At 72.6% G+C, this 17,939-nt stretch carries 12 protein-coding genes, 1 tRNA gene and 2 pseudogenes; 6 read left to right on the top strand and 9 right to left on the bottom strand.

Annotation, left to right across the window (positions count from 1 at the left end; translation table 11 throughout):
• Positions 1-58: 58 nt before the first annotated feature.
• Together UK82_RS09205 and UK82_RS09200 are read left to right on the top strand one after the other, a co-directional pair.
• Positions 59-298, top strand: coding sequence for a hypothetical protein (locus tag UK82_RS09205; protein ID WP_044886869.1), 240 nt, complete (start codon positions 59-61; stop codon positions 296-298).
• 883 nt (positions 299-1,181) lie between these two features.
• Entirely contained in the window at positions 1,182-2,084 is a 903-nt protein-coding gene (locus tag UK82_RS09200; RefSeq protein WP_055406893.1) for an NADP-dependent oxidoreductase, read from the top strand.
• A 315-nt stretch (positions 2,085-2,399) separates the two neighbouring features.
• Here the strand turns inward: UK82_RS09200 and UK82_RS09195 are convergent.
• From UK82_RS09195 to UK82_RS09190, 4 genes and pseudogenes are all read right to left on the bottom strand, one after another.
• Positions 2,400-2,472, bottom strand: a tRNA-Arg gene (locus UK82_RS09195).
• A 223-nt stretch (positions 2,473-2,695) separates the two neighbouring features.
• A pseudogene (locus UK82_RS41425) lies at positions 2,696-2,751 on the bottom strand (hypothetical protein); the annotation flags it as partial.
• Position 2,752: 1 nt separating this feature from the next.
• Positions 2,753-2,985: pseudogene (locus UK82_RS36760) on the bottom strand (aldo/keto reductase); the annotation flags it as partial.
• 1 nt (position 2,986) lies between these two features.
• The coding region (locus UK82_RS09190; protein WP_236705700.1) for an aldo/keto reductase at positions 2,987-3,598 on the bottom strand (612 nt) is incomplete at its 3' end.
• Between the two features lie 409 nt (positions 3,599-4,007).
• Between UK82_RS09190 and UK82_RS09185 the strand changes: the two genes are divergently transcribed.
• Both UK82_RS09185 and UK82_RS09180 read left to right on the top strand, forming a co-directional pair.
• Positions 4,008-4,736: a single-stranded DNA-binding protein gene (locus UK82_RS09185; protein ID WP_055406891.1), complete on the top strand. Its 729-nt coding sequence runs from the start codon at positions 4,008-4,010 to the stop codon at positions 4,734-4,736.
• 26 nt (positions 4,737-4,762) lie between these two features.
• Positions 4,763-7,114, top strand: a complete 2,352-nt coding sequence (locus UK82_RS09180; protein WP_236705699.1) for a hypothetical protein — start codon at positions 4,763-4,765, stop codon at positions 7,112-7,114.
• On the opposite strand, the gene UK82_RS09175 is transcribed toward UK82_RS09180, so the two are convergent.
• Positions 7,048-8,382, bottom strand: coding sequence for a DUF1254 domain-containing protein (locus UK82_RS09175; RefSeq protein ID WP_044882876.1), 1,335 nt, complete (start codon positions 8,380-8,382; stop codon positions 7,048-7,050). The genes UK82_RS09180 and UK82_RS09175 overlap by 67 nt on opposite strands.
• 195 nt (positions 8,383-8,577) lie before the next feature.
• Between UK82_RS09175 and ettA the strand changes: the two genes are divergently transcribed.
• Positions 8,578-10,260 carry an energy-dependent translational throttle protein EttA gene (gene ettA, locus UK82_RS09170; protein ID WP_055406890.1) on the top strand — a complete coding sequence of 561 codons (1,683 nt, stop codon included), beginning with the start codon at positions 8,578-8,580 and terminating at the stop codon, positions 10,258-10,260.
• 110 nt (positions 10,261-10,370) lie between these two features.
• Here ettA and UK82_RS09165 read toward each other — a convergent pair whose 3' ends face one another.
• Together UK82_RS09165 and UK82_RS09160 are read right to left on the bottom strand one after the other, a co-directional pair.
• Entirely contained in the window at positions 10,371-10,805 is a 435-nt protein-coding gene (locus UK82_RS09165) for a globin (RefSeq protein WP_044882878.1), read from the bottom strand.
• A 19-nt stretch (positions 10,806-10,824) separates the two neighbouring features.
• Entirely contained in the window at positions 10,825-12,585 is a 1,761-nt protein-coding gene (locus tag UK82_RS09160; RefSeq protein WP_055406889.1) for an alpha-amylase family glycosyl hydrolase, read from the bottom strand.
• 503 nt (positions 12,586-13,088) lie between these two features.
• Between UK82_RS09160 and UK82_RS09155 the strand changes: the two genes are divergently transcribed.
• The gene (locus UK82_RS09155) at positions 13,089-15,353 is read left to right on the top strand and encodes a SpoIIE family protein phosphatase (RefSeq protein ID WP_236705698.1); all 2,265 of its coding nucleotides are present in this window, start codon (positions 13,089-13,091) and stop codon (positions 15,351-15,353) included.
• 95 nt (positions 15,354-15,448) lie between these two features.
• On the opposite strand, the gene UK82_RS09150 is transcribed toward UK82_RS09155, so the two are convergent.
• On the bottom strand, positions 15,449-17,131 hold the full coding sequence (locus tag UK82_RS09150) for an SDR family oxidoreductase (RefSeq protein WP_055406888.1): 1,683 nt from the start codon (positions 17,129-17,131) through the stop codon (positions 15,449-15,451).
• Between the two features lie 53 nt (positions 17,132-17,184).
• Complete coding sequence (locus tag UK82_RS31180; RefSeq protein WP_009739884.1) at positions 17,185-17,700, bottom strand: HNH endonuclease; 516 nt, start codon at positions 17,698-17,700, stop codon at positions 17,185-17,187.
• Positions 17,701-17,939: the final 239 nt, after the last annotated feature.

Below are 17,939 nucleotides of genomic sequence, written 5' to 3'. Positions count from 1 at the left end.
GCCGAGGGGTGGATTCGCGCCATGCGTGCCGGATGGTGCGGTGAATCGAGGCTGACGGATGGCAGAGAATGCGGCAGCGTGGCGAGACGGGGCTCGGGATCGCTGGACCGTGTTCCACTTTTCCCAGGCAAACCCCGTGGGGCCCGGCCAGGACGACGTCGGCGCTCTCCTTCGACGGGTCGCTGACTCGATCGACGCCTTGGGCGACATCGAGGTCCAGGAACTGGTGATGCACACCGAAGTCACGGCCGACGGCGCCTGGCACTCGATCTCTGTCTATTACCAGCGGGATGACTGAGGCGCAACCCGGAGCCAGGAGACGAACCCTCCGCGCAGGAGACTGCGACGCCCGGGTCAGGGGCGCCGTCACCCGGCTGGGTGCGCCCGGCCGGGATCGATGCGACCTGGTGCTTGGCGGTAGTTCGTTGGATCAAGGTTGTGGTGGCTAGGTCTGCCCTGTTGGTTGTCTCCCGGACACGGTAGGGAGGCTGACATGACCAGGCGCCTACCCTGTCCGCCGGCTCCGGCTCCGGCTCCGGCGCCGGCGCCGGCGCCGCGTCCGTCCGACCCGGCACATTAAAGATCAGTAACTCCCGGAGATCGTTAGAGGGCCGGCGATGGGCGATGCGTTCGCGGGGCGCCGCATGGGTCCGACCCGACCCGACCCGGGGCTGGCTGATACATGGCGTCCCAAGCTCACGTCGCCAACGGCCTACGCATCCGTGCAGGTCGTCACCGCAGCGTTGTCCGCTGGTCGATCGAAAAGGTCGGGAATAGCGGGCCCGCGGTGGGCGTCTCAGTACAGGATTGAGGCTGTGAGCGCGGTGAGGCCTCCGCGCGGACGACGACGGGAGCGGGTGCGATGGTGCGGTCCGCGCGATCGGCGCGGTGCCCCGTCACCGAGGTCCTGGCCTCGTTCCAGGCCTACCGGGCGCTGCACGTCGATCTGCAGCGGGTCAGCGCCGCGTTGTGTTCGCGCTGAGCGCGTCCGTCTTCCGTACCTGACAGCGCCGCCGAATCCGCGTCGTCCGATCCGATGGGCGGCGAGGCCCCTCGTCGAGCACAGCCGACCCGGGGTCACCCGCAACGGCAGGGCGGCGATCCGGCACCAGAGCCTCACCCGGCACACGTCGACACCGGCCCGCGGTGTCGACATCGAACCGATGACCAGGGAGTCCAGGATGAGCGTGAAGATCTATTTCGAGGAGTACGGCAGCCCGACGGTGCTGGTGCAGGCCGAGGAGACGGTGGGGGAGCCGGGCGCGGGGGAGGTCCGGATCGTGAACCGGGCGATCTCGGTCAACCCGGTCGACTGGAAGGTCGTCGCCGGCTACCTGAAGGACTTTGTGCCGCTGCAGTTGCCCGCCGTGCCGGGTAACGAGTCGGCTGGCGTGGTCGACGCGGTCGGCTCGGGCGTGGACGGGTTCGCCGTCGGCGACGAGGTCATCTGGTCAGGTTTCACCGGTGGTTACCGCGCGCAGGCCAACGTGCCCGCGAGCTCGCTGATCGCGAAGCCGGCCGCCGTCGACTTCGAGCAGGCGGCGTCACTGCCCGTTGCGGCCGGGACCGCGTACTCCGCGGTGCACCAGGTCGGTGTCCGGGAGGGCGACACCGTGCTCGTCCACGCCGCGGCTGGGGGAGTGGGGACGGCGACGGTCCAGATCGCCAAGGCGCTCGGCGCCCGCGTGATCGGTACGGCCTCCCCGGCCAACCACGACTACCTCCGCTCGATCGGCGCGGAGCCCGTCACGTACGGGGACGGTCTGGTGGATGCCGTGAAGGCCCTCGGAACGATCAACGCCTCGATCGACAATGTCGGCGGTGCGGCGTCGGTCGCGGCGACGGTGGCGCTTCTTCCCGACCTGTCCCGTGCGGTCACGGCCGTAGCCGACGAGCATGCCGCCGCCGCCGGGATTGCGGCGGTCGCCGCGTCCGAGGACAGGCTGGCCGCGGTCGTGAAGCTGGCCGAACAGGGCGTGGTTCGTTTCGAGATCCAGGACCGCTTCCCCCTCGCCGAGGCCGCGAAGGCGTTCGAGCTCAGCCTCACCGGCCATGTCCGCGGGAAGATCATCCTTGTCCCCTGACCCAAAGCCCTGACCTGGGCGGATCGCCGGAACCATGAGACCCGGAGGCCGAGGGCCGGACACGGCCCTCGGCCTCCTTCTCATCGGCTTCGCCCGGCTGTGGGGCTGCGGGGGATTCCCGATACTCTCCCCGGCCGGTCGGAGACCGTCGAGCTATGACCTCTGGCCTAAGGCGAGATTGGCGGCGGACCCGACGGATTCATCGACGCCGTGTTCGCTGAGGGCCCGTTGACGTCCCCGTCAGCGGGCTGCGGCGTAACCGGCAGACATGACGAGGGGATCGAAATGGCGCAGCATGTGGGCCCGATCCCCGCGTGCGCCCGGCAGGGATCGAACCTGCGACCTGGTGCTTAGAAGGCACTCGCTCTATCCACTGAGCTACGGGCGCGTTGGTACAGGATGGGCCTACCGGGAAGCTCCACCCAGGGTAGCAAGCCCTGACCAGGTACTGGACACGCGGGGACACGTCGCCGGCCGGTGAGTCGGGGCGACCACGTGGGGGTGCGAGGGAACGGCAGAGGAGTGGCCGCGCCCCGGTTCGCTGGTCCNATCGGGCTATGCCGGGGCCGAGATACCGGGGCGCGGGGTGTTGCGGTGCGGGTGGCCGGGGGTCAGGAGGCGGCCAGACGGGACAGGTCGGCGAACTCGTCGTCAGTGAGTTCGACTCNGGCCGCGGTGATGTTCTCCTCCAGATGGGCCACTGACGACGTACCCGGAATCGGCAGCACCACGGGGGAGCGGCGCAGCAGCCAGGCGAGGGCGAGCTGGGCCGGGCTGGCGCTGTGGTGCTTGGCGGCGGCGTCGAGGACGCTGCCGGGAAGGGCGAGCCGGCCGGTGTCGACCGGGTTCCACGGAATGAAGCCGATGCCCTCACGGTCGGAGTAGTCGAGGACGTCCTCGGNGGTCCGGTAGGCGAGGTTGTAGCGGTTCTGCACGCTGACGATCGGAACCAGGGTGCGGGCGTGGGCCAGTTCGGCGACGCTGACCTCGGACAGGCCGATGTGGCGAATCTTCCCCTCCTGCTGCAGCGCACGCAGCTCACCGAGGGATTCCTCGACGGGGGTGGCGGGGTCGATGCGGTGGAGCTGGTAGAGGTCGATCCGCTCCAGCTTCAGTCGGCGCAGGGACATCTCCACCTGCTGGCGAAGGTAGGCGGGGCGGGCGACCGGAGCCCACCGGTTCGGACCCTGCCGGGTCAGGCCGCCCTTGGTCGCGATGACGAGCCCCTCGGGGTAGGGGTGCAGCGCCTCGGCGATCAGTTCCTCGCTGACGTGCGGGCCGTAGGAGTCGGCGGTGTCGATGAAGTTCACGCCGAGTTCCACCGCGCGGCGCAGCACGGCGCGGGCCTCGGCCGGATCGGCGGGGGGACCCCAGATGCCGGGGCCGGTGATGCGCATGGCGCCGAACCCGAGCCGGGTGATCGGCAGGTCGCCGCCGAGCAGGAAGGTTCCGCTGCCCGCGGCCGTGGGGGTGCCGTCCGGGCTGGTGGTCGAGCTGGTCGTGGTCGTCGACATCGCTGTCCTCCGGGTACGACGGTGCTGGTGGGGAACCACGTCGGCGAGACGTGGTCGCCGGGCGTCGGGTGGGGCGGGCGAACGCCGGACCGGGCGCCGCATCGTCCGATCGGGCCATGGCCTGGCATCTCGCCGACCCATGGATCGGCAACCGGGCGTCCAGGGATGGTGTTCCCGCTCCGGTCGTCCGTATTGCTCGCCTGGCCCGGATGGGTCCGGGCGGGTCCGGGCGGGTCCGGGCGGAGTGGTCCGAAACGGGGAGGCCTGGGATGGGGAGGGGTGTGGACGGACGCCGGTTATCCACAGCCGGATGGTCGGGGCTTCCGGAGCCGTCCCTGGCGGCCCACAGTGAAACGACGCCGGCGCAACGCCGCGCCGGCACCTTCCTCCCTGACCCGAGGAGCACGCGATGCTCGACACGACCATCACCCTCGTCGGCAACCTCGTCGAGGACCCGGAGCACCGGACGACGACGAACGGTGCCTCGGTGTGCAGCTTCCGCCTGGCCTCCACGCCGCGCCGCTTCGACCGATCCGAGAATCGATGGGTCGACGGCGCGACCCTGTTTCTTCGCGTGTCCTGCTGGCGGCAGCTTGCCGACAACGTCGCCGCGAGCCTCGTGCGCGGGGACCGGGCGCTGGTCTACGGCCGGCTGCGGCAGCGCTCGTTCGAGACGAGCGAGGGGGAGCGGCGCGTCAGCTACGAGATCGACGCCGATGCCGTCGGCACGGAGCTGACCTGGCACGCGGCGCGCTCCCAGCGGCTTACCCGGCGGCCCGCAGCCGCACCGGTCGAGGCCACCGGGCTCAACCTGCCCGGCGGCGGGCCGCTGGTCGACCTGCGAGAGTCGGCCGAGGTCGGTCCACCGCAGCCGGAGCACGTCGCGTCGGTCGCGGTCACCGGCGGAAGGGAGGAGCTGGCGCACGCCCTGACGAGGGACATGCAGCCGATCGGCGTCGCCGCGATCGGGTCGACAGCGGCCGGCCTGGTGCCGGGGGTGTCGGCGCCGCTGGCTACGGCGGCACCGCGGGCCGACGCCCTGGGCGGAGGGGGAGCGGGGGCGACGCCCTTCCCGTCCGGCTCGGGCGTGGACGGCTCGCCCTGGCGCGCGTTCTCTGCCGCCGCCGAGCAGCACTGATCATCTCATGGCCAACGATGACGGCAATGCGTAAAGGTGGGGTGGACCTGCCGCCGACGCCGTCGGCGGCGCTGGGTAGCGTGCCGGGGGTGAGTAGCCGGCACGAGAGCAGGCGGCGCGCACCCGCGCCCGCCGAGCCGGACTCCGGTCCGGTGCTGCCGGCCGTCCCGGCGCAGCGGGCAGTTTGGGGAAGGGCCCCCACAGGCAGTCCCGCGGGGCCGGGTGAGGACGCCCTCGGTCGGCGCCTGAGGGGGCGCCTCGCCGCTGCTCCGGCGGCAGCGCGGTACGTCGCGGTGCTCGCCATGCTGAGCGCCGCCGCTGCCGTCGTGCTGAGACACACCGTCTTTCCCCTGCTGTCGGTCAACAACGACGAGGGCATCTACCTGTTGCACGCTCGGACGCTGGCCGAGGGCAGGCTGTTCCCGCCCGCGCCGCATCCCGCGCAGTCCTACCTGCCGTGGCTCGGCACCGTCGTCGACGACCATTACGTCCTGAAGTACACGCCCTTCGTGCCCGCGGTCTTCGCGGCCAGCCTGTTCGTCGCCGGCAGCATCGATCCGGCGCTCGCCGTCATTGCGGCGGCGGCGGTCGTCGTCACCTACCTGCTCGGCGTCGAACTGTCGGGCAGCCGCAGGGTCGCGGCGCTGGCCGCGACCCTGCTCGCCCTTTCCCCGCTGGTGCTTCTGCAGAGCGCCATGGTGCTCAGCTACCTGCCGGCACTGGTCCTGCTCCAGGCGACCATGCTCGGGGTGCTGCGAGGCCGGCGGTTACACCGCGCGCCGCCCGTGCTGGGTGCCGGGGTCGCGCTCGGCGTCGCCGCGGCGGTGCGGCCGTACGACGTCGTGCTGTTGCTGGCACCCCTCGCGGTCTGGCTGCTGGTGACCTCGGCCGGGCGGTGCTGGTGGCTGGTGCGCTGGCTGGTGTGCGGCCTGGCCGCGCCGGCGGCGATCGTGCTGCTCACCAACGCGGCGGCGACCGGGAGCCCGCTGCGTCTGCCGTTCGCGCTGCTCGAACCCGACGATCGGATCGGCTTCGGGCTGCGCAAGCTCTACCCGGCCGACGGGCGGCACGACTTCGGCCTCACCGACGGACTGAGCTCCGTCGGGGACCATCTCTGGCTGCTCGGCGGCTGGGCCTTCGGCGGCGTCGTGCTTGCGGCGGCGTCGCTCGCCGCCGGAGTGCGGCGGCGACTGTCCGCGCCCGCCGCGATGCTGGGCCTCGGCGGACTGCTGTTCCTGATTGGGTATGTCTGCTTCTGGGGAGCGTGGAACGCCGCCGAGCTGTGGGGCGGCATCCGCTACCTCGGCCCCTTCTACATGGTCGCCGTCCTCATCCCGCTCGTGCACCTCGGCGCGACCGGATGCGCGTGGGGCGCGGCTGCCCTGGTCGCCCGTGGACGCCGGCTCGGGTTCGCCGTGCTCGTCCCGGTCGTGGCGGCCGTCGTCACCCTCACGGTCGTGGTCCTCACCGGTGCGGTGCGCGACAACCTCGTGTTGACCGGCAACGACCGGGAGCTGCGCGCCATGCTGCGCCGGCTGCCGGATCGCCCGCTGGTGTTCGTCGCGGCGAACCCGGCGTTCCTCGGCCATCCCACCCCCGTGACGGCCAACGGCCCGGATCTCGACGACCCGGTGCTGTATGCGGTCGCCCGCGGCGTCGACGACCTCACCGTGGTCGCGGACCATCCCGACCGGCCTGCCTACCTGCTGCGCCTCGCCCCGGCGTACGACCGGTCGCCCGGGTCGCCGTCCACGGCGCGGGTCGAGCGACTCGCGGTCCGCGCCGGGGACCGGGTGGCGGCGACGGTCGCCGTCCCGGCCGGCGCCACGCCGCCTCGGAGCCGGTCCGCCCGGCTCGTGCTCACCGCCGGCCGCGACCGGCTTTCCATCCCGGTCGACCCGCGGGCGGCGACGTCGCTGACGTTCACCGTCGACGACGACGGCCTCGGCGTGGACGATCTCGCCCTCGATGACGACACGGGGTCGGCTCGCCCGGGCGCGGCGCGTAAGCCGGCCGTCCGCCCGACGGCGACCGTGGTCCGCGGCGGCCGCGGCACCTCCGTCGCCGTGACGCTGTATGCGACGGACCGCCGGGGGCACGAGCACGCCGTCGACCAGCAGATCCTCCCCGTGCGGCTCGCCGCGGGCCGCGCTGCGCCGGATCGGGGCGGGCCCGCGGTCACGGTGCTCGGGTCGGTGGGGCAGGTCGACGAGGTCGGCACGGGTGCCCGGCCGCCGCTGCGGGTCAGCCTCGCGGACGCCGGTGCCGCCCGGGGGGGCGACGTCACGGACAGGCGAGGGGGCGAGGTGACTCAGTCGACGCGGCGGATCGGTGGCGGTGCGTACGTGCCGTCGAGCACGTCCTCGCCAGGGCCGTAGATCCGCAGCGTGGGACGGAAGTCGCCGGTCGCCGCGGGCAGCCAGTTGGCCTGCTCGACCTCGTCGGACGGGGGATCGCTCTGGATGAGGACACGGACCGAGCCGTCCGGGCCGCGGCGCAGGTCGCGGGTTCGACTGCCCAGGGAGAACCGGTGCAGGGAATTGTCCACCAGGTAGTACTCGGGAGCGTCGTACATCGTCACCGACCATTCCGCCGCGGGGGGCGGCGGCGCCAGGTCAAAGATGTAGCGGTGGGCGCCCGTCAGGCGGCGGCCCTCAACGTCCACCAGGCAGGTCGCCTCGATGCTCTCGTAGCCGTGGGTCGCGCCGATCGGCTGACGGGCCGCCATCGCCCGAGCCAGCCGGGCCTGGTCGCGGTCGGTCATCCGCCAGGCCGGCTCGTCGCGGGTTCCCGGCCCCAGGCGGTCGAGGTTGAAGTCGAGGGCGTGCGGGGTGCTGGACCAGCCGTTGCTCAGTGCCCGCCCGGCGTGGGCGACGCGTTCGAGCCCGTCGCGGCCGGCGCGCAACCCGCCGCGCAGCGACCAGGTGAGCGCCGGATCGGGATCGACGTACGGCGAGGGATCGTCGAAGATCCCGAGCGGGGCGAAGCGGCGGGCATAGTCGGCCTCGGCCGGCGGCGGGGGGCAGGCCCGCTGCCAGATCCGCAGCTCCTCCCAGAACCGCAGGTCGTCGCAGACGCTCTTCGAATGCTCCGGCGGTCCCTCCGCTCGGCGCGCGCCCGGATCCAGGGGATGCAACCGGAGCTCGTCCTGAAGCCGGTGGACCGGGCGGGCGTCGGCCGGGTCGTCGAGGCCGAAACGGCCGATCACGGTCAGCAGTCGGGTCGGGACCTCGATGCGGATCAGGTCCGACGGCGTCGGCTCCGTCCAGCCGGGTGGCACGAGCACGTACGACCCGCCGCGCCCGGTGCCGGTCCGTCGCCCCGCGTAGGCGAAGTTGTTGCGCCAGGCGTCGACGAACAGCAGCAGGCTGTACCGGTCACCGCAGTCCGGGACGGACAGGACCAGCGGGCCCGGTGCGAGGTCGACCTGCGCCACCGAGTGCAGCACGTCCGCGTTGACGCTGACGAACGGCGAGCGTGGGCCCGGAAGATCACGCATGTGGGCGAAGGCGTTGAACCCGGCGGGTGCGAGCAGCCCGATCCCCTCGCCCGCGAACCGCCCGCTCAGCCGGACGTTGCTCACCAGCGGGTAGCCGAAGACGTACGCCTCGGCCGCCAGCCCGAACCGGTGGTCATTCGCCCGCATACCTGCCCGCCCGCCACCTCTCGCCGTCTGGTGACGGCTCTCGTACCGTCCGTGCCCGCGATCCGGTGGAGGTATCCCACCGAGGCCGTGAGGGCCGGTGCGGCCGGCGGGAACAGACCGCGAAACGGTGGTGGACGGTCACGCCACCGATCACCGCCGCGAGGGTGGTCGCCGCGATGCCCTAGGGTTGACGACATGGCGCAGTACGTCTTCCAGTTGCGCAAAGCGCGCAAGGCCCACGGTGACAAGGTCATCCTCGATGACGTGACCCTGGCTTTCCTGCCCGGAGCGAAGATCGGGGTGGTCGGTCCCAACGGGGCGGGGAAGTCGTCCCTGCTCAAGATCATGGCTGGGCTCGACCAGCCGAGTAACGGTGAGGCGATCCTGAGCCCCGGCTACTCCGTGGGCATGCTCGCCCAGGAGCCGGCGCTCGACGAGACCAAGGACGTCCGCGGCAACGTCGAGGACGGGGTGCGCGAGATCCGCCGGGTGCTCGCCCGCTACGAGGAGATCAACGAGAAGATGACCGCGCCCGACGCGGACTTCGACTCGCTGCTCGCCGAACAGGCCGAGCTCATCGACAAGATCGAGGCCGGCAACGCCTGGGAGCTCGACAGTCAGCTCGATCAGGCGATGGACGCGCTGCGGCTGCCCCCGGGTGACGCCGACGTGTCGCTGCTGTCCGGCGGTGAGCGGCGCCGGGTCGCCCTGTGCAAGCTGCTGCTCGAGGCGCCCGACCTGCTGCTGCTCGACGAGCCGACCAACCACCTCGACGCGGAGAGCGTCGCCTGGCTCGAGCAGCACCTGGCCCGCTACGCCGGCGCCGTGCTCGCCGTCACCCACGACCGGTACTTCCTCGACAACGTCGCCGGCTGGATTCTCGAGCTCGACCGGGGCCGCGCGCACGCCTACGAGGGCAACTACACGACCTACCTGGAGGCCAAGGCGGCCCGGCTCAAGGTCGAGGGCCAGAAGGACGCCAAGCGGCGCCGGGTCCTCGCCCAGGAACTCGAGTGGGTCCGCTCCAACCCGAAGGCCCGCCAGACCAAGAGCAAGTCACGCCTGTCCCGCTACGAGGAGTTGGCCGCCGAGGCGGACCGGGCTCGCCCGCGCGACTTCGAGGACATCCAGATCCCGCCCGGCCCACGGCTGGGCAACCAGGTCATCGAGGCCAAGGGGCTAACCAAGGGGTTCGACGGCCGTCTGCTCATCGACGACCTGTCGTTCACCCTGCCGCGTGGCGGCATCGTCGGTGTGATCGGCCCCAACGGGGTCGGCAAGACCACGCTGTTCACGATGCTCACCGGGCAGGCGACTCCCGACGCGGGCAGCCTTGTCATCGGTGACACCGTCGACATCGCCTACGTCGATCAGTCCCGGGCCGGCCTCGACCCGAAGAAGAACGTCTGGCAGGTCGTCTCCGACGGCCTCGACCACATCGTCGTCGGCAAGGTCGACTTCCCCAGCCGGGCGTACGTGTCGTCGTTCGGGTTCAAGGGCCCGGACCAGCAGAAGCCCGTCGGCGTGCTGTCCGGCGGTGAGCGCAACCGGCTCAACCTCGCCCTGACCCTCAAGCGCGGCGGCAACGTGCTGCTCCTCGACGAGCCCACCAACGACCTCGACGTGGAGACCCTGCGGTCGCTGGAGGACGCGCTGCTGGAGTTCGCCGGCTGCGCCGTGGTCGTCTCCCACGACCGCTGGTTTCTCGACCGGGTCGCCACCCACATCCTCGCCTGGGAGGGCACCGACGAGGACCCGGCCCGCTGGTTCTGGTTCGAGGGCAACTTCGCCGACTACGAGGCCAACAAGATCGAGCGGCTTGGCCAGGAGGCCGCCCGCCCACACCGCGTCACCTACCGCAAGCTCACGCGCGACTGACGTTCCGCCGCCGCCCGGGCTGGGAGACCAGCACGGGCGGCGGCGTCGGGACGGCCTTGTCGTCGGACGGCCTTGTCGGCGAACTCAGGCGGCGAACTCAGGCGGCGAGCTCAGTCGGCGCGGTTCTGCAGCGAGTTCGCCGCCATCTGCAGGTAGTCCCAGAGCGTCTTGTACTGATCGGGCGGCAGGTTCAGGGAGTCGACCGCCGCGCGCATCACGACGAGCCAGGCGTCGCGCTGTACCGGGCCGATCGCGAACGGCACGTGCCGCATCCGCAGCCGCGGGTGGCCCCGCAGCTCCTGATAATCGCTCGGGCCGCCCCAGTACTGGATGAGGAACAGGCGCAGGCGATCCTCCGCCCCCGCCAGATCCTCCTCCGGGTACAGCGGACGCAACACCGGATCGTTCGCCACCCCCTGGTAGAACCGCGCGACCAGCCTGCGGAACGTCGGCTCTCCGCCGACCGCATCGAAGAAGGTCGTCGTGGGCTGGGCCGGTGTGCGGGGCTGGCTCACGCCTCCATTGTGCGTCACATTCGCCTGCATCCGGGCCGCCGATGCGCTCTCAGCCCGTACGGGGTGCGACCCACGCCGTGGTGTCCGGTGGCAGGGTCAGCGTCGCGCCGTCGTAACCCACAGGTCCGCTCGCGAGCACCAGTCGGCCGCTCAGGTCGATTGTCACCTCCCGTCCCATCGTCGTCACGCACGTCATACGTGCCGGCCCCACCGAGGTGGGCGCCCCCGGGGTCGCCCGTTCGGCGGTCGTCGGGTCCGCGGTCGTCCGGTCGAAGGCAAGACAGCCCGCGGGTGCGTCGTCGCGCCAGTGCAGCTCGTCGCCGCGCAGGTGCGGCAGGGCCCGGCGCAGCGCGAGCGCCCCACGGATGAGCAGCCACGTCGACATCGGATCTTCGGCCTGGGCGAGGATCGCGAACCCGGCCCAGTCGGCCGGCTGCGGCAGCCACGGCTCGACGCCGTCCGCGGTGAATCCGTACGGCGGCGCGTCGCCGGACCAGGGCAGCGGCACGCGGGCGCCGTCCCGGCCCGCCACCGTGCCCCCCGAACGGGTCCACGCCGGGTCCTGGCGCGCCGCCGGCGGCACGTCGGCCTGCGGCAGCGCCAGCTCGTCGCCCTGGTAGAGCACGGCGACGCCGGGCAGCGCGAGCAGGGTCAGCAGCGCCGCCCGGGCGCGGCGGGTGCCGACCTCCCCGCCCCCGTAGCGGGTCACCGGACGCACCACGTCGTGGTTGGCCAGCACCCAGGTGGCCGGCGCGCCGACCGCCGCGAGCGCCGCGCGTTCGGCGTCGATCACCGTCCGCCAGGCCGGCGCCGACCACGGGATGGTCAGCAGGGAGAACGAGAACGTCAGGTGCAGCTCGTCGGGGCGGACGTACCGGGCCAGGCGCGCCGGGTCGCGTACCCAGGTCTCCCCGATCAGCACCCGGGGCCGGCCGTCCCGGCGGGTGTACTCGTCAGTGATCGCCCGCCAGCTCCGGTAGATCTCGTGCACGCCGTCCTGGTCCCAGACCCGCGGTTCGCCCTCCTCCCGAAACCCGCTGTCGTCGATCACCCGGTCGGGTGGGTTGTCGCGCAGCTCGCCGTCCTTGACCAGGCCGTGGCTGACGTCGATGCGGAAGCCGTCGACGCCCCGGTCGAGCCAGAAACGCAGGGTCGCCTCATGATCGGCCCGCACCGCGGGATGGTCCCAGTTCCAGTCGGGTTGCTCGGCGTCGAACAGGTGCAGGTACCACTGGCCGTCGGCAACCCGGGTCCAGGCCGGACCGCCGAAGACGGACATCCAGTTGTTCGGGGGCTCGCCGCCGTCCGGTCCCCGCCCGTCCCGGAAGATGTACAGCTCCCGCTCGGGTCCGCCCGCCGGGGCCGCCAGCGCCGCCTGGAAGGCCGGATGCGCCGAGCTGGAATGGTTCGGAACCAGATCGACGAGGACGGCGAGACCGGCGTCGGCGGCGTCGGTGAGCAGCGCATCGACGTCGGCGAGGCTGCCGAACAGCGGGTCGACCTCGCGGTGGTCGGCGACGTCGTAGCCGTGGTCGGCCATCGGGGACGGGTAGAAGGGTGTGATCCACAGGGCGTCCACGCCCAGCTCGGCGAGGGCCGGCAGGTGCTGGCGCAGACCGGTGAGGTCGCCGACGCCGTCGCCGTCGGAGTCGGCGAAGCTGCGCAGATACACCTCGTACAACACGGCCCGCCGCCACCATCCGGCATCCCGGTTGCCAACGCGGGCCGGAGACGAACGGGGGGTTTCCCCCCTGTTACCAGAACTCGATCCAATCGTGGAATAGTCAGTGCTGGAATGATGTATCCCCATGTGATCCTTTCTAAGGCCCCTGGTCCCGCGGTGACCGATACCCACCAGGGCGCCGTCGCCGACGCCGGGACACCGACAGATCTGCCGGCCGTCCCGGCCTCCGGCGGCGTATCTAGCACCTCGGCCCCGCCCGGTCTGTCCCGTCCGGACCTACCGCCCCGTCCGGACCTACCGCCCCGTCGGGACTCGATGCTTCGGGCTGCCCCACCGTCGCGGCCTTTCGGACGCGGGCGGTCGGACGGCCGCGCTGGTGCGACACATGCTCCTCCGGCGACGGCTCGGTGGCGGCAAACCCGGCTCGAGTGCGCGAAGGGATGGCGATGGGGTACTGCTCCCGGCTCGGGTCGACGTTCTCGCGATGCGCGATATCCGGTTACCGAACTAGACTTCCGCGGGTGGACCAGGTGACTGGCCGTTACGGCTCGGTCCCGGTAGTCGGATTCGATCGGGGGCGGGGGGATCCAGCCCCGACGCCCGAACCCGCCACCGGGGCTTCGTCCGGCATGTCCGCTATCGCTGCCGCGGCGGACGCCGGGATCGCCCTGAGTTCGCAGGCGGCAGCCCGGATGTCGCAGCAGGTGCGCCGCTCGGCGTCAGCGGGGCTGCGCGGTGCCCGGGGGATCGCCCGCGTGCTGTGGGGCGGCCCGGGCGGCGACGGCCGGGGCGGCCCGGACGGCTCGCCGGCGTCGTTCCTGGCCGACGCCGGGCTCGTCCTCGGTGGCACCCTCGATCCTGAGCACGTCCCCGACCTGTTGGCCGGGCTGGCGGTGCCCCGCTTCGGCACCGGCGCGATGGTCTGGGTGCGCGACGGCGACGACGTGCGGCTGGGCGCCACCGTCTTCATCGACCCGAAGGTCGACAAGATCATGCGGGCGATCGTCGCCACCCGCCCGCCCACGCTCGCCGACGACTTCCCGCCCGGCGTCGTGCTGCGCAACGGGCAGACCTACTGCCTGCCCGACTTCGACAGCCTGCGAGCCACGCTGTCGTTCCCGCACGAGCTCGCCTACCAGCAGTTCCGCCGCATCCAGGGCGGCCCGACGGCGAACGTGCCGCTGTCGGTGCACGGGCGGATCCTCGGCGCCATCACCGTCGGCCGCCGCGAGGGCTTCTACACCAACGCCGAGGTCACTCTGCTGGAGGACCTGGCCCGCCGCGGCGCCCTCGCGTTGGAGAACGCCCTGCGCTTCAAGGAGGCCCAGGAGTCCGCGTTGACCCTGCAGCGCTCGCTGCTGCCGGCCCATCCGCCCGCTCTCGAGGGCGTCGAGATCGCCATGGAGTACCGGCCGGGGACGGCGGGCACCGAGGTCGGCGGCGACCTCTACGACGTGATCCCGCTGTCCGGTGGCAGGGTGGGAGTAGCCATCGGCGACGTGATGGGCCGCGGGCTGCGGGCCGCCGCGGTGATGGGCCAGCTTCGCGCGGCGCTGCGGGCCTACGCGCTGGAGGACTGGTGCCCCGCGGAGGTCCTCACCCGGCTGGATCGGGTCGTCGGCCTGCTGCCCGGCCTGCAGCTCGCCACCTGCATCTATGCGGTCTACGACCGGCATACCGGCCGGGCGACCATCGCCAACGCCGGGCACCCCGCCCCGCTGGTGATCCTGCCCGACGAGGACCCGGACTACCTCGTGCTCGACCCCGGCCTGCCGCTCGGCGTCGGCGAGGGCGGCGGCTTCAGCGAGACGACGGTGACGCTGCCGCCGGGCTCGGCGTTGGTGATGTTCACCGACGGCCTGGTGGAGTCGCGGCGCCGGCCGCTGGTCGACGGCCTGGAGAACCTGCGGCGCGGATTGACCGAGCAGCGTGCCCGGGTGGCCGCCGCGCGGGCCGGCCAGGCCGCGGCAAACGGCAACCCCGGCGACGCTGCGCGGGGGGGTGCGGCGGAGGGCGACCCGGCCGGCGGCTCTGACAGGCCCGGCGAGGCGTCGACCGGCGCGTGGGTCGACCGGCGGGCGCCCGGGCCCTCCCTCGGCCCGCCGCGGGGCATGGCCGACCGGCGCAGCGGCCGGGACCGGCGCACCGGCCCGGACCGCCGCGCCGGGGGCGAACGTCGCGCCGGGGGGGCCGATCGGCGCCGCCGGGCCCGCGGTGACAGCTTCGCCGCGCGGAGCTGGTTCGGCCCGGACACGGTTGCCGGTACCGGCGAGGGCCCGGCCGAGGAGACGGCCCGGTCGCTGCTCGAACGGTGCCTGATCGCCGCCGACCTGCCGGCCCGCACCGACGACGACACAGCCATGGTGGTGCTGACCACCCAGGCGGTGAACCCGCCGCTGCTCGAACTGGCGCTGCCCGCGGTGGCCGCCTCGGCCGGGCAGGCCCGGATGGCGATGCGCGACGTCATGCTCGACTACGGCATCACCTCGGTCGAGGACGCGACCCTGCTGGTCAGCGAGGTGGTGACGAACGCGGTCCTGCACGCGCGCAGCGACCTGGTGCTGCGGGCGTCGCTGGAGCCGGGCCGGCTGCGGATCAGCGTCGAGGACCGCGAGGGCGGCCACCTGCCGCGTCCGGGCGCGGCGGCGGCGAACAAGCCCGACCCCGAGTCGGGCTGGGGCCTGCTGCTGGTGGAGGCGCTGTCGCTGGCCTGGGGAGTCGAGACGACCCCGGGCGGCAAGCGGGTCTGGTTCGACATCGAGATCCCCGACGTGCCGGGACGTGGCGTCGGGGGCCGGCTGCCAGCCGGATCCGAACCGCCGCCGCTGATGGATCCCCCGGGGCACGGACCGTTTCCCCCCGACCCGCCGGCCCAGGGCCGGGGCTGGACCTGACCCCCGGGCCCGCCTGCCCCCGGGCCCGCCTGCCCCCGGGCCCGCCTGCCCCCGGGCCCTCGCTGCTGTCCGGGCTCTCGCTGCTGTCCGGGCTCTCAGCGGCGGGCAGACGCTGCGGGGGACACCTGCGTCGCCTCGGCGGTGCGCACGATGTTGCGCAGCATGCCGCCGAACACGGCCGCATGGAAGGGACTGATCGCCCACCAGTAGAGCTGGCCGGGCAGCCCGCGGGGCAGGAAGATCGCCCGCTGCCGGTAGACCGTGCCGCCGTCGTCGCCGACGGCGGCACGCAGCTCCAGCCAGCCGTCGCCGGGCATCTTCATCTCCGCGCGCAACCGCAGCAGCCGGCCGGGCTCGATCTCCTCGACGCGCCAGAAGTCCAGCGCCTCCCCGACGTGCACCCGCTGCGGGTCCCGCCGGCCGCGGCGCAGGCCGACGCCGCCCAGCACGATGTCCAGCCAGCCGCGAGCCGACCAGGCCAGCGGCCACGAGTACCAGCCGTTCTCGCCGCCGATGCCCTCGATGACCCGCCAGAGCCGATTCGGTGGGGCGGCCACCGGCATGCTGCGCTCGTCGACGTAGAGCGCCCCGCCCGTCCAGTGCGGGTCCGTGAAGGTCGGCTCGCCGGGCGGCCGGGGAGCGCAGGCCACGCCGCCGCGTCCCGCCGCGGTCCCCAGGACCGACGGCGGCAGGGTCCCTGCCGTCACTGCGGTCCCTGCCGTCACTGCGGTCCCTGCCGTCACTGCGGTCCCTGCCGTCACTGCGGTCCCTGCCGGCTTCGGCGAGCCGGCCCGCCGCCTGGTTCGGGCGGGTGAGCGGGTCGGCCAGACCGCCGTCGACCAGCGGGTCTCGACGCCGCGTTCGCGGACGCGGGCGAGAGCGTAGGCGGCCGCGGTGTCGAAGGGCATCAGCCCGTCCGGCGGGTCCGGGATCCACCGGCGGACCGCGTGCTCGTCGCGGACGACGACCTCGGTACGCAGCGACCGGACCAGGGGCTTCGCGATGGCCTTGGGTACCGGGGTCACCACGCCGACCCACAGCGAGGACAGCCCGGGGGACAGCACCGGTACCGGAATGATGATCCGTCTGCGCAGCCCCTCCACCGCCGCGAAACGTTGCATCATCTCCGCATAGGTCAGGATGTCCGGGCCACCCACGTCGAAGGACTGGTTGACCTCCGGAGGCACCCTGAGCGCGCCGATCAGGTAGTACAGCACGTCCCGGACCGCGATCGGCTGGATGCGGGTGCGCACCCAGCGGGGGGTCAGCATCACCGGCAGCCGTTCGGTGAGGTAGCGCAGCATCTCGAACGACGCGCTGCCGCTGCCGATGATGACCGCCGCCCGTAGCACGATGGTGGGGATCCCGGAGTCCAGCAGGATCCTCGCGACCTCCTGGCGGGAGCTCAGGTGCGCGGACAGGCCCTCCTCGCCGCCCGCCGGGCTCAGCCCGCCGAGGTAGACGATGCGCCGTACCCCGGCCATGCGGGCGGCGGCGGCGAAGGCGCTCGCCGCCTGGCGGTCCACCGCGGAGAAGTCGCCGCCCGAGTCGATGGAGTGGATGAGGTAGTAGGCGACGGCGACACCGGCCATCGCCGCCGGCAGGGAGGCCGGGTCGCGGGCGTCGGCCTGGACCACCTGCGCCCGGGCCGCCCAGGGGACGCCGCGCAACCGCGCCGGGTCGCGGGTCATCGCCCGCACGTCGTGCCCCTGGTCGAGCAGGCGGGGGGCCAGCCGGCCGCCGATGTAGCCGGTCGCCCCGGTCACGAGGATGCGCACACCGGCTACCTGCCCAGCGCCGACAACGCGTACCCGGGACCGGGTCGGGTGCCTCAGGCCGAGGCGGCCTCGGTCACGTCCGTGCTCAGGTAGGCCGACCAGCGCGGATCCATCCGCCGGGACCCCAGAATGCGCCAAGCGGCTCCGCTCGGCGCTCGGGGAGCCGTGCGGAGCCGCCAGCCAAGATCAGCCACGGCGCGGTCGGCTTTGACATGGTTGCAGCGACCGCAGGCCGCCACGACGTTCTCCCATACGTGAGCGCCCCCACGGGAGCGCGGAATGACGTGGTCCAGCGATGTTGCTGGCGCATTGCAGTACACGCACCGGTGATGATCGCGCGCCAGCACCCCCTTGCGGGTCAGTGGGACCTGCGAGCGGTATGGCACCCGGACGAAACGCGCTAACCGGACCACGATCGGGACGTCGACAGACGTCGTCGAGGACCGAAGAACCTGGCCCGCCGATTCGACCATCACAGCCTTGTCGGTCAGGACCAGGACGAGCGCGCGCCTTTGCGACACCACGCACAGAGGCTCGTACGTGGCATTGAGAACCAGCGCCTCTGCCACGCGCCGACCTCCTGCCCACCGAGGGCCCTTTGCGGGCCGTTCTGCCCAAGCGTCTCCGGTGACAATGGACAGTCAACCGTCTTCGGCGGCAGAACGCGAGCCTGTTTGCATGGTCATCGGCTTTCGTGCCGTGGCGCTGCACATATCTGGTGGCCTTTGTCACTCTCCGCCCATCAATCGGTGAACTTTTAGTCACTCTCCGTCGATCCAATGTGAGCGGGGTCATCATGGCGGCGCGT

It is taken from the genome of Frankia sp. ACN1ag, assembly GCF_001414035.1.
GTDB lineage: Bacteria > Actinomycetota > Actinomycetes > Frankiales > Frankiaceae > Frankia > Frankia torreyi.
This window is presented reverse-complemented; position numbering and strand designations above follow the sequence as displayed.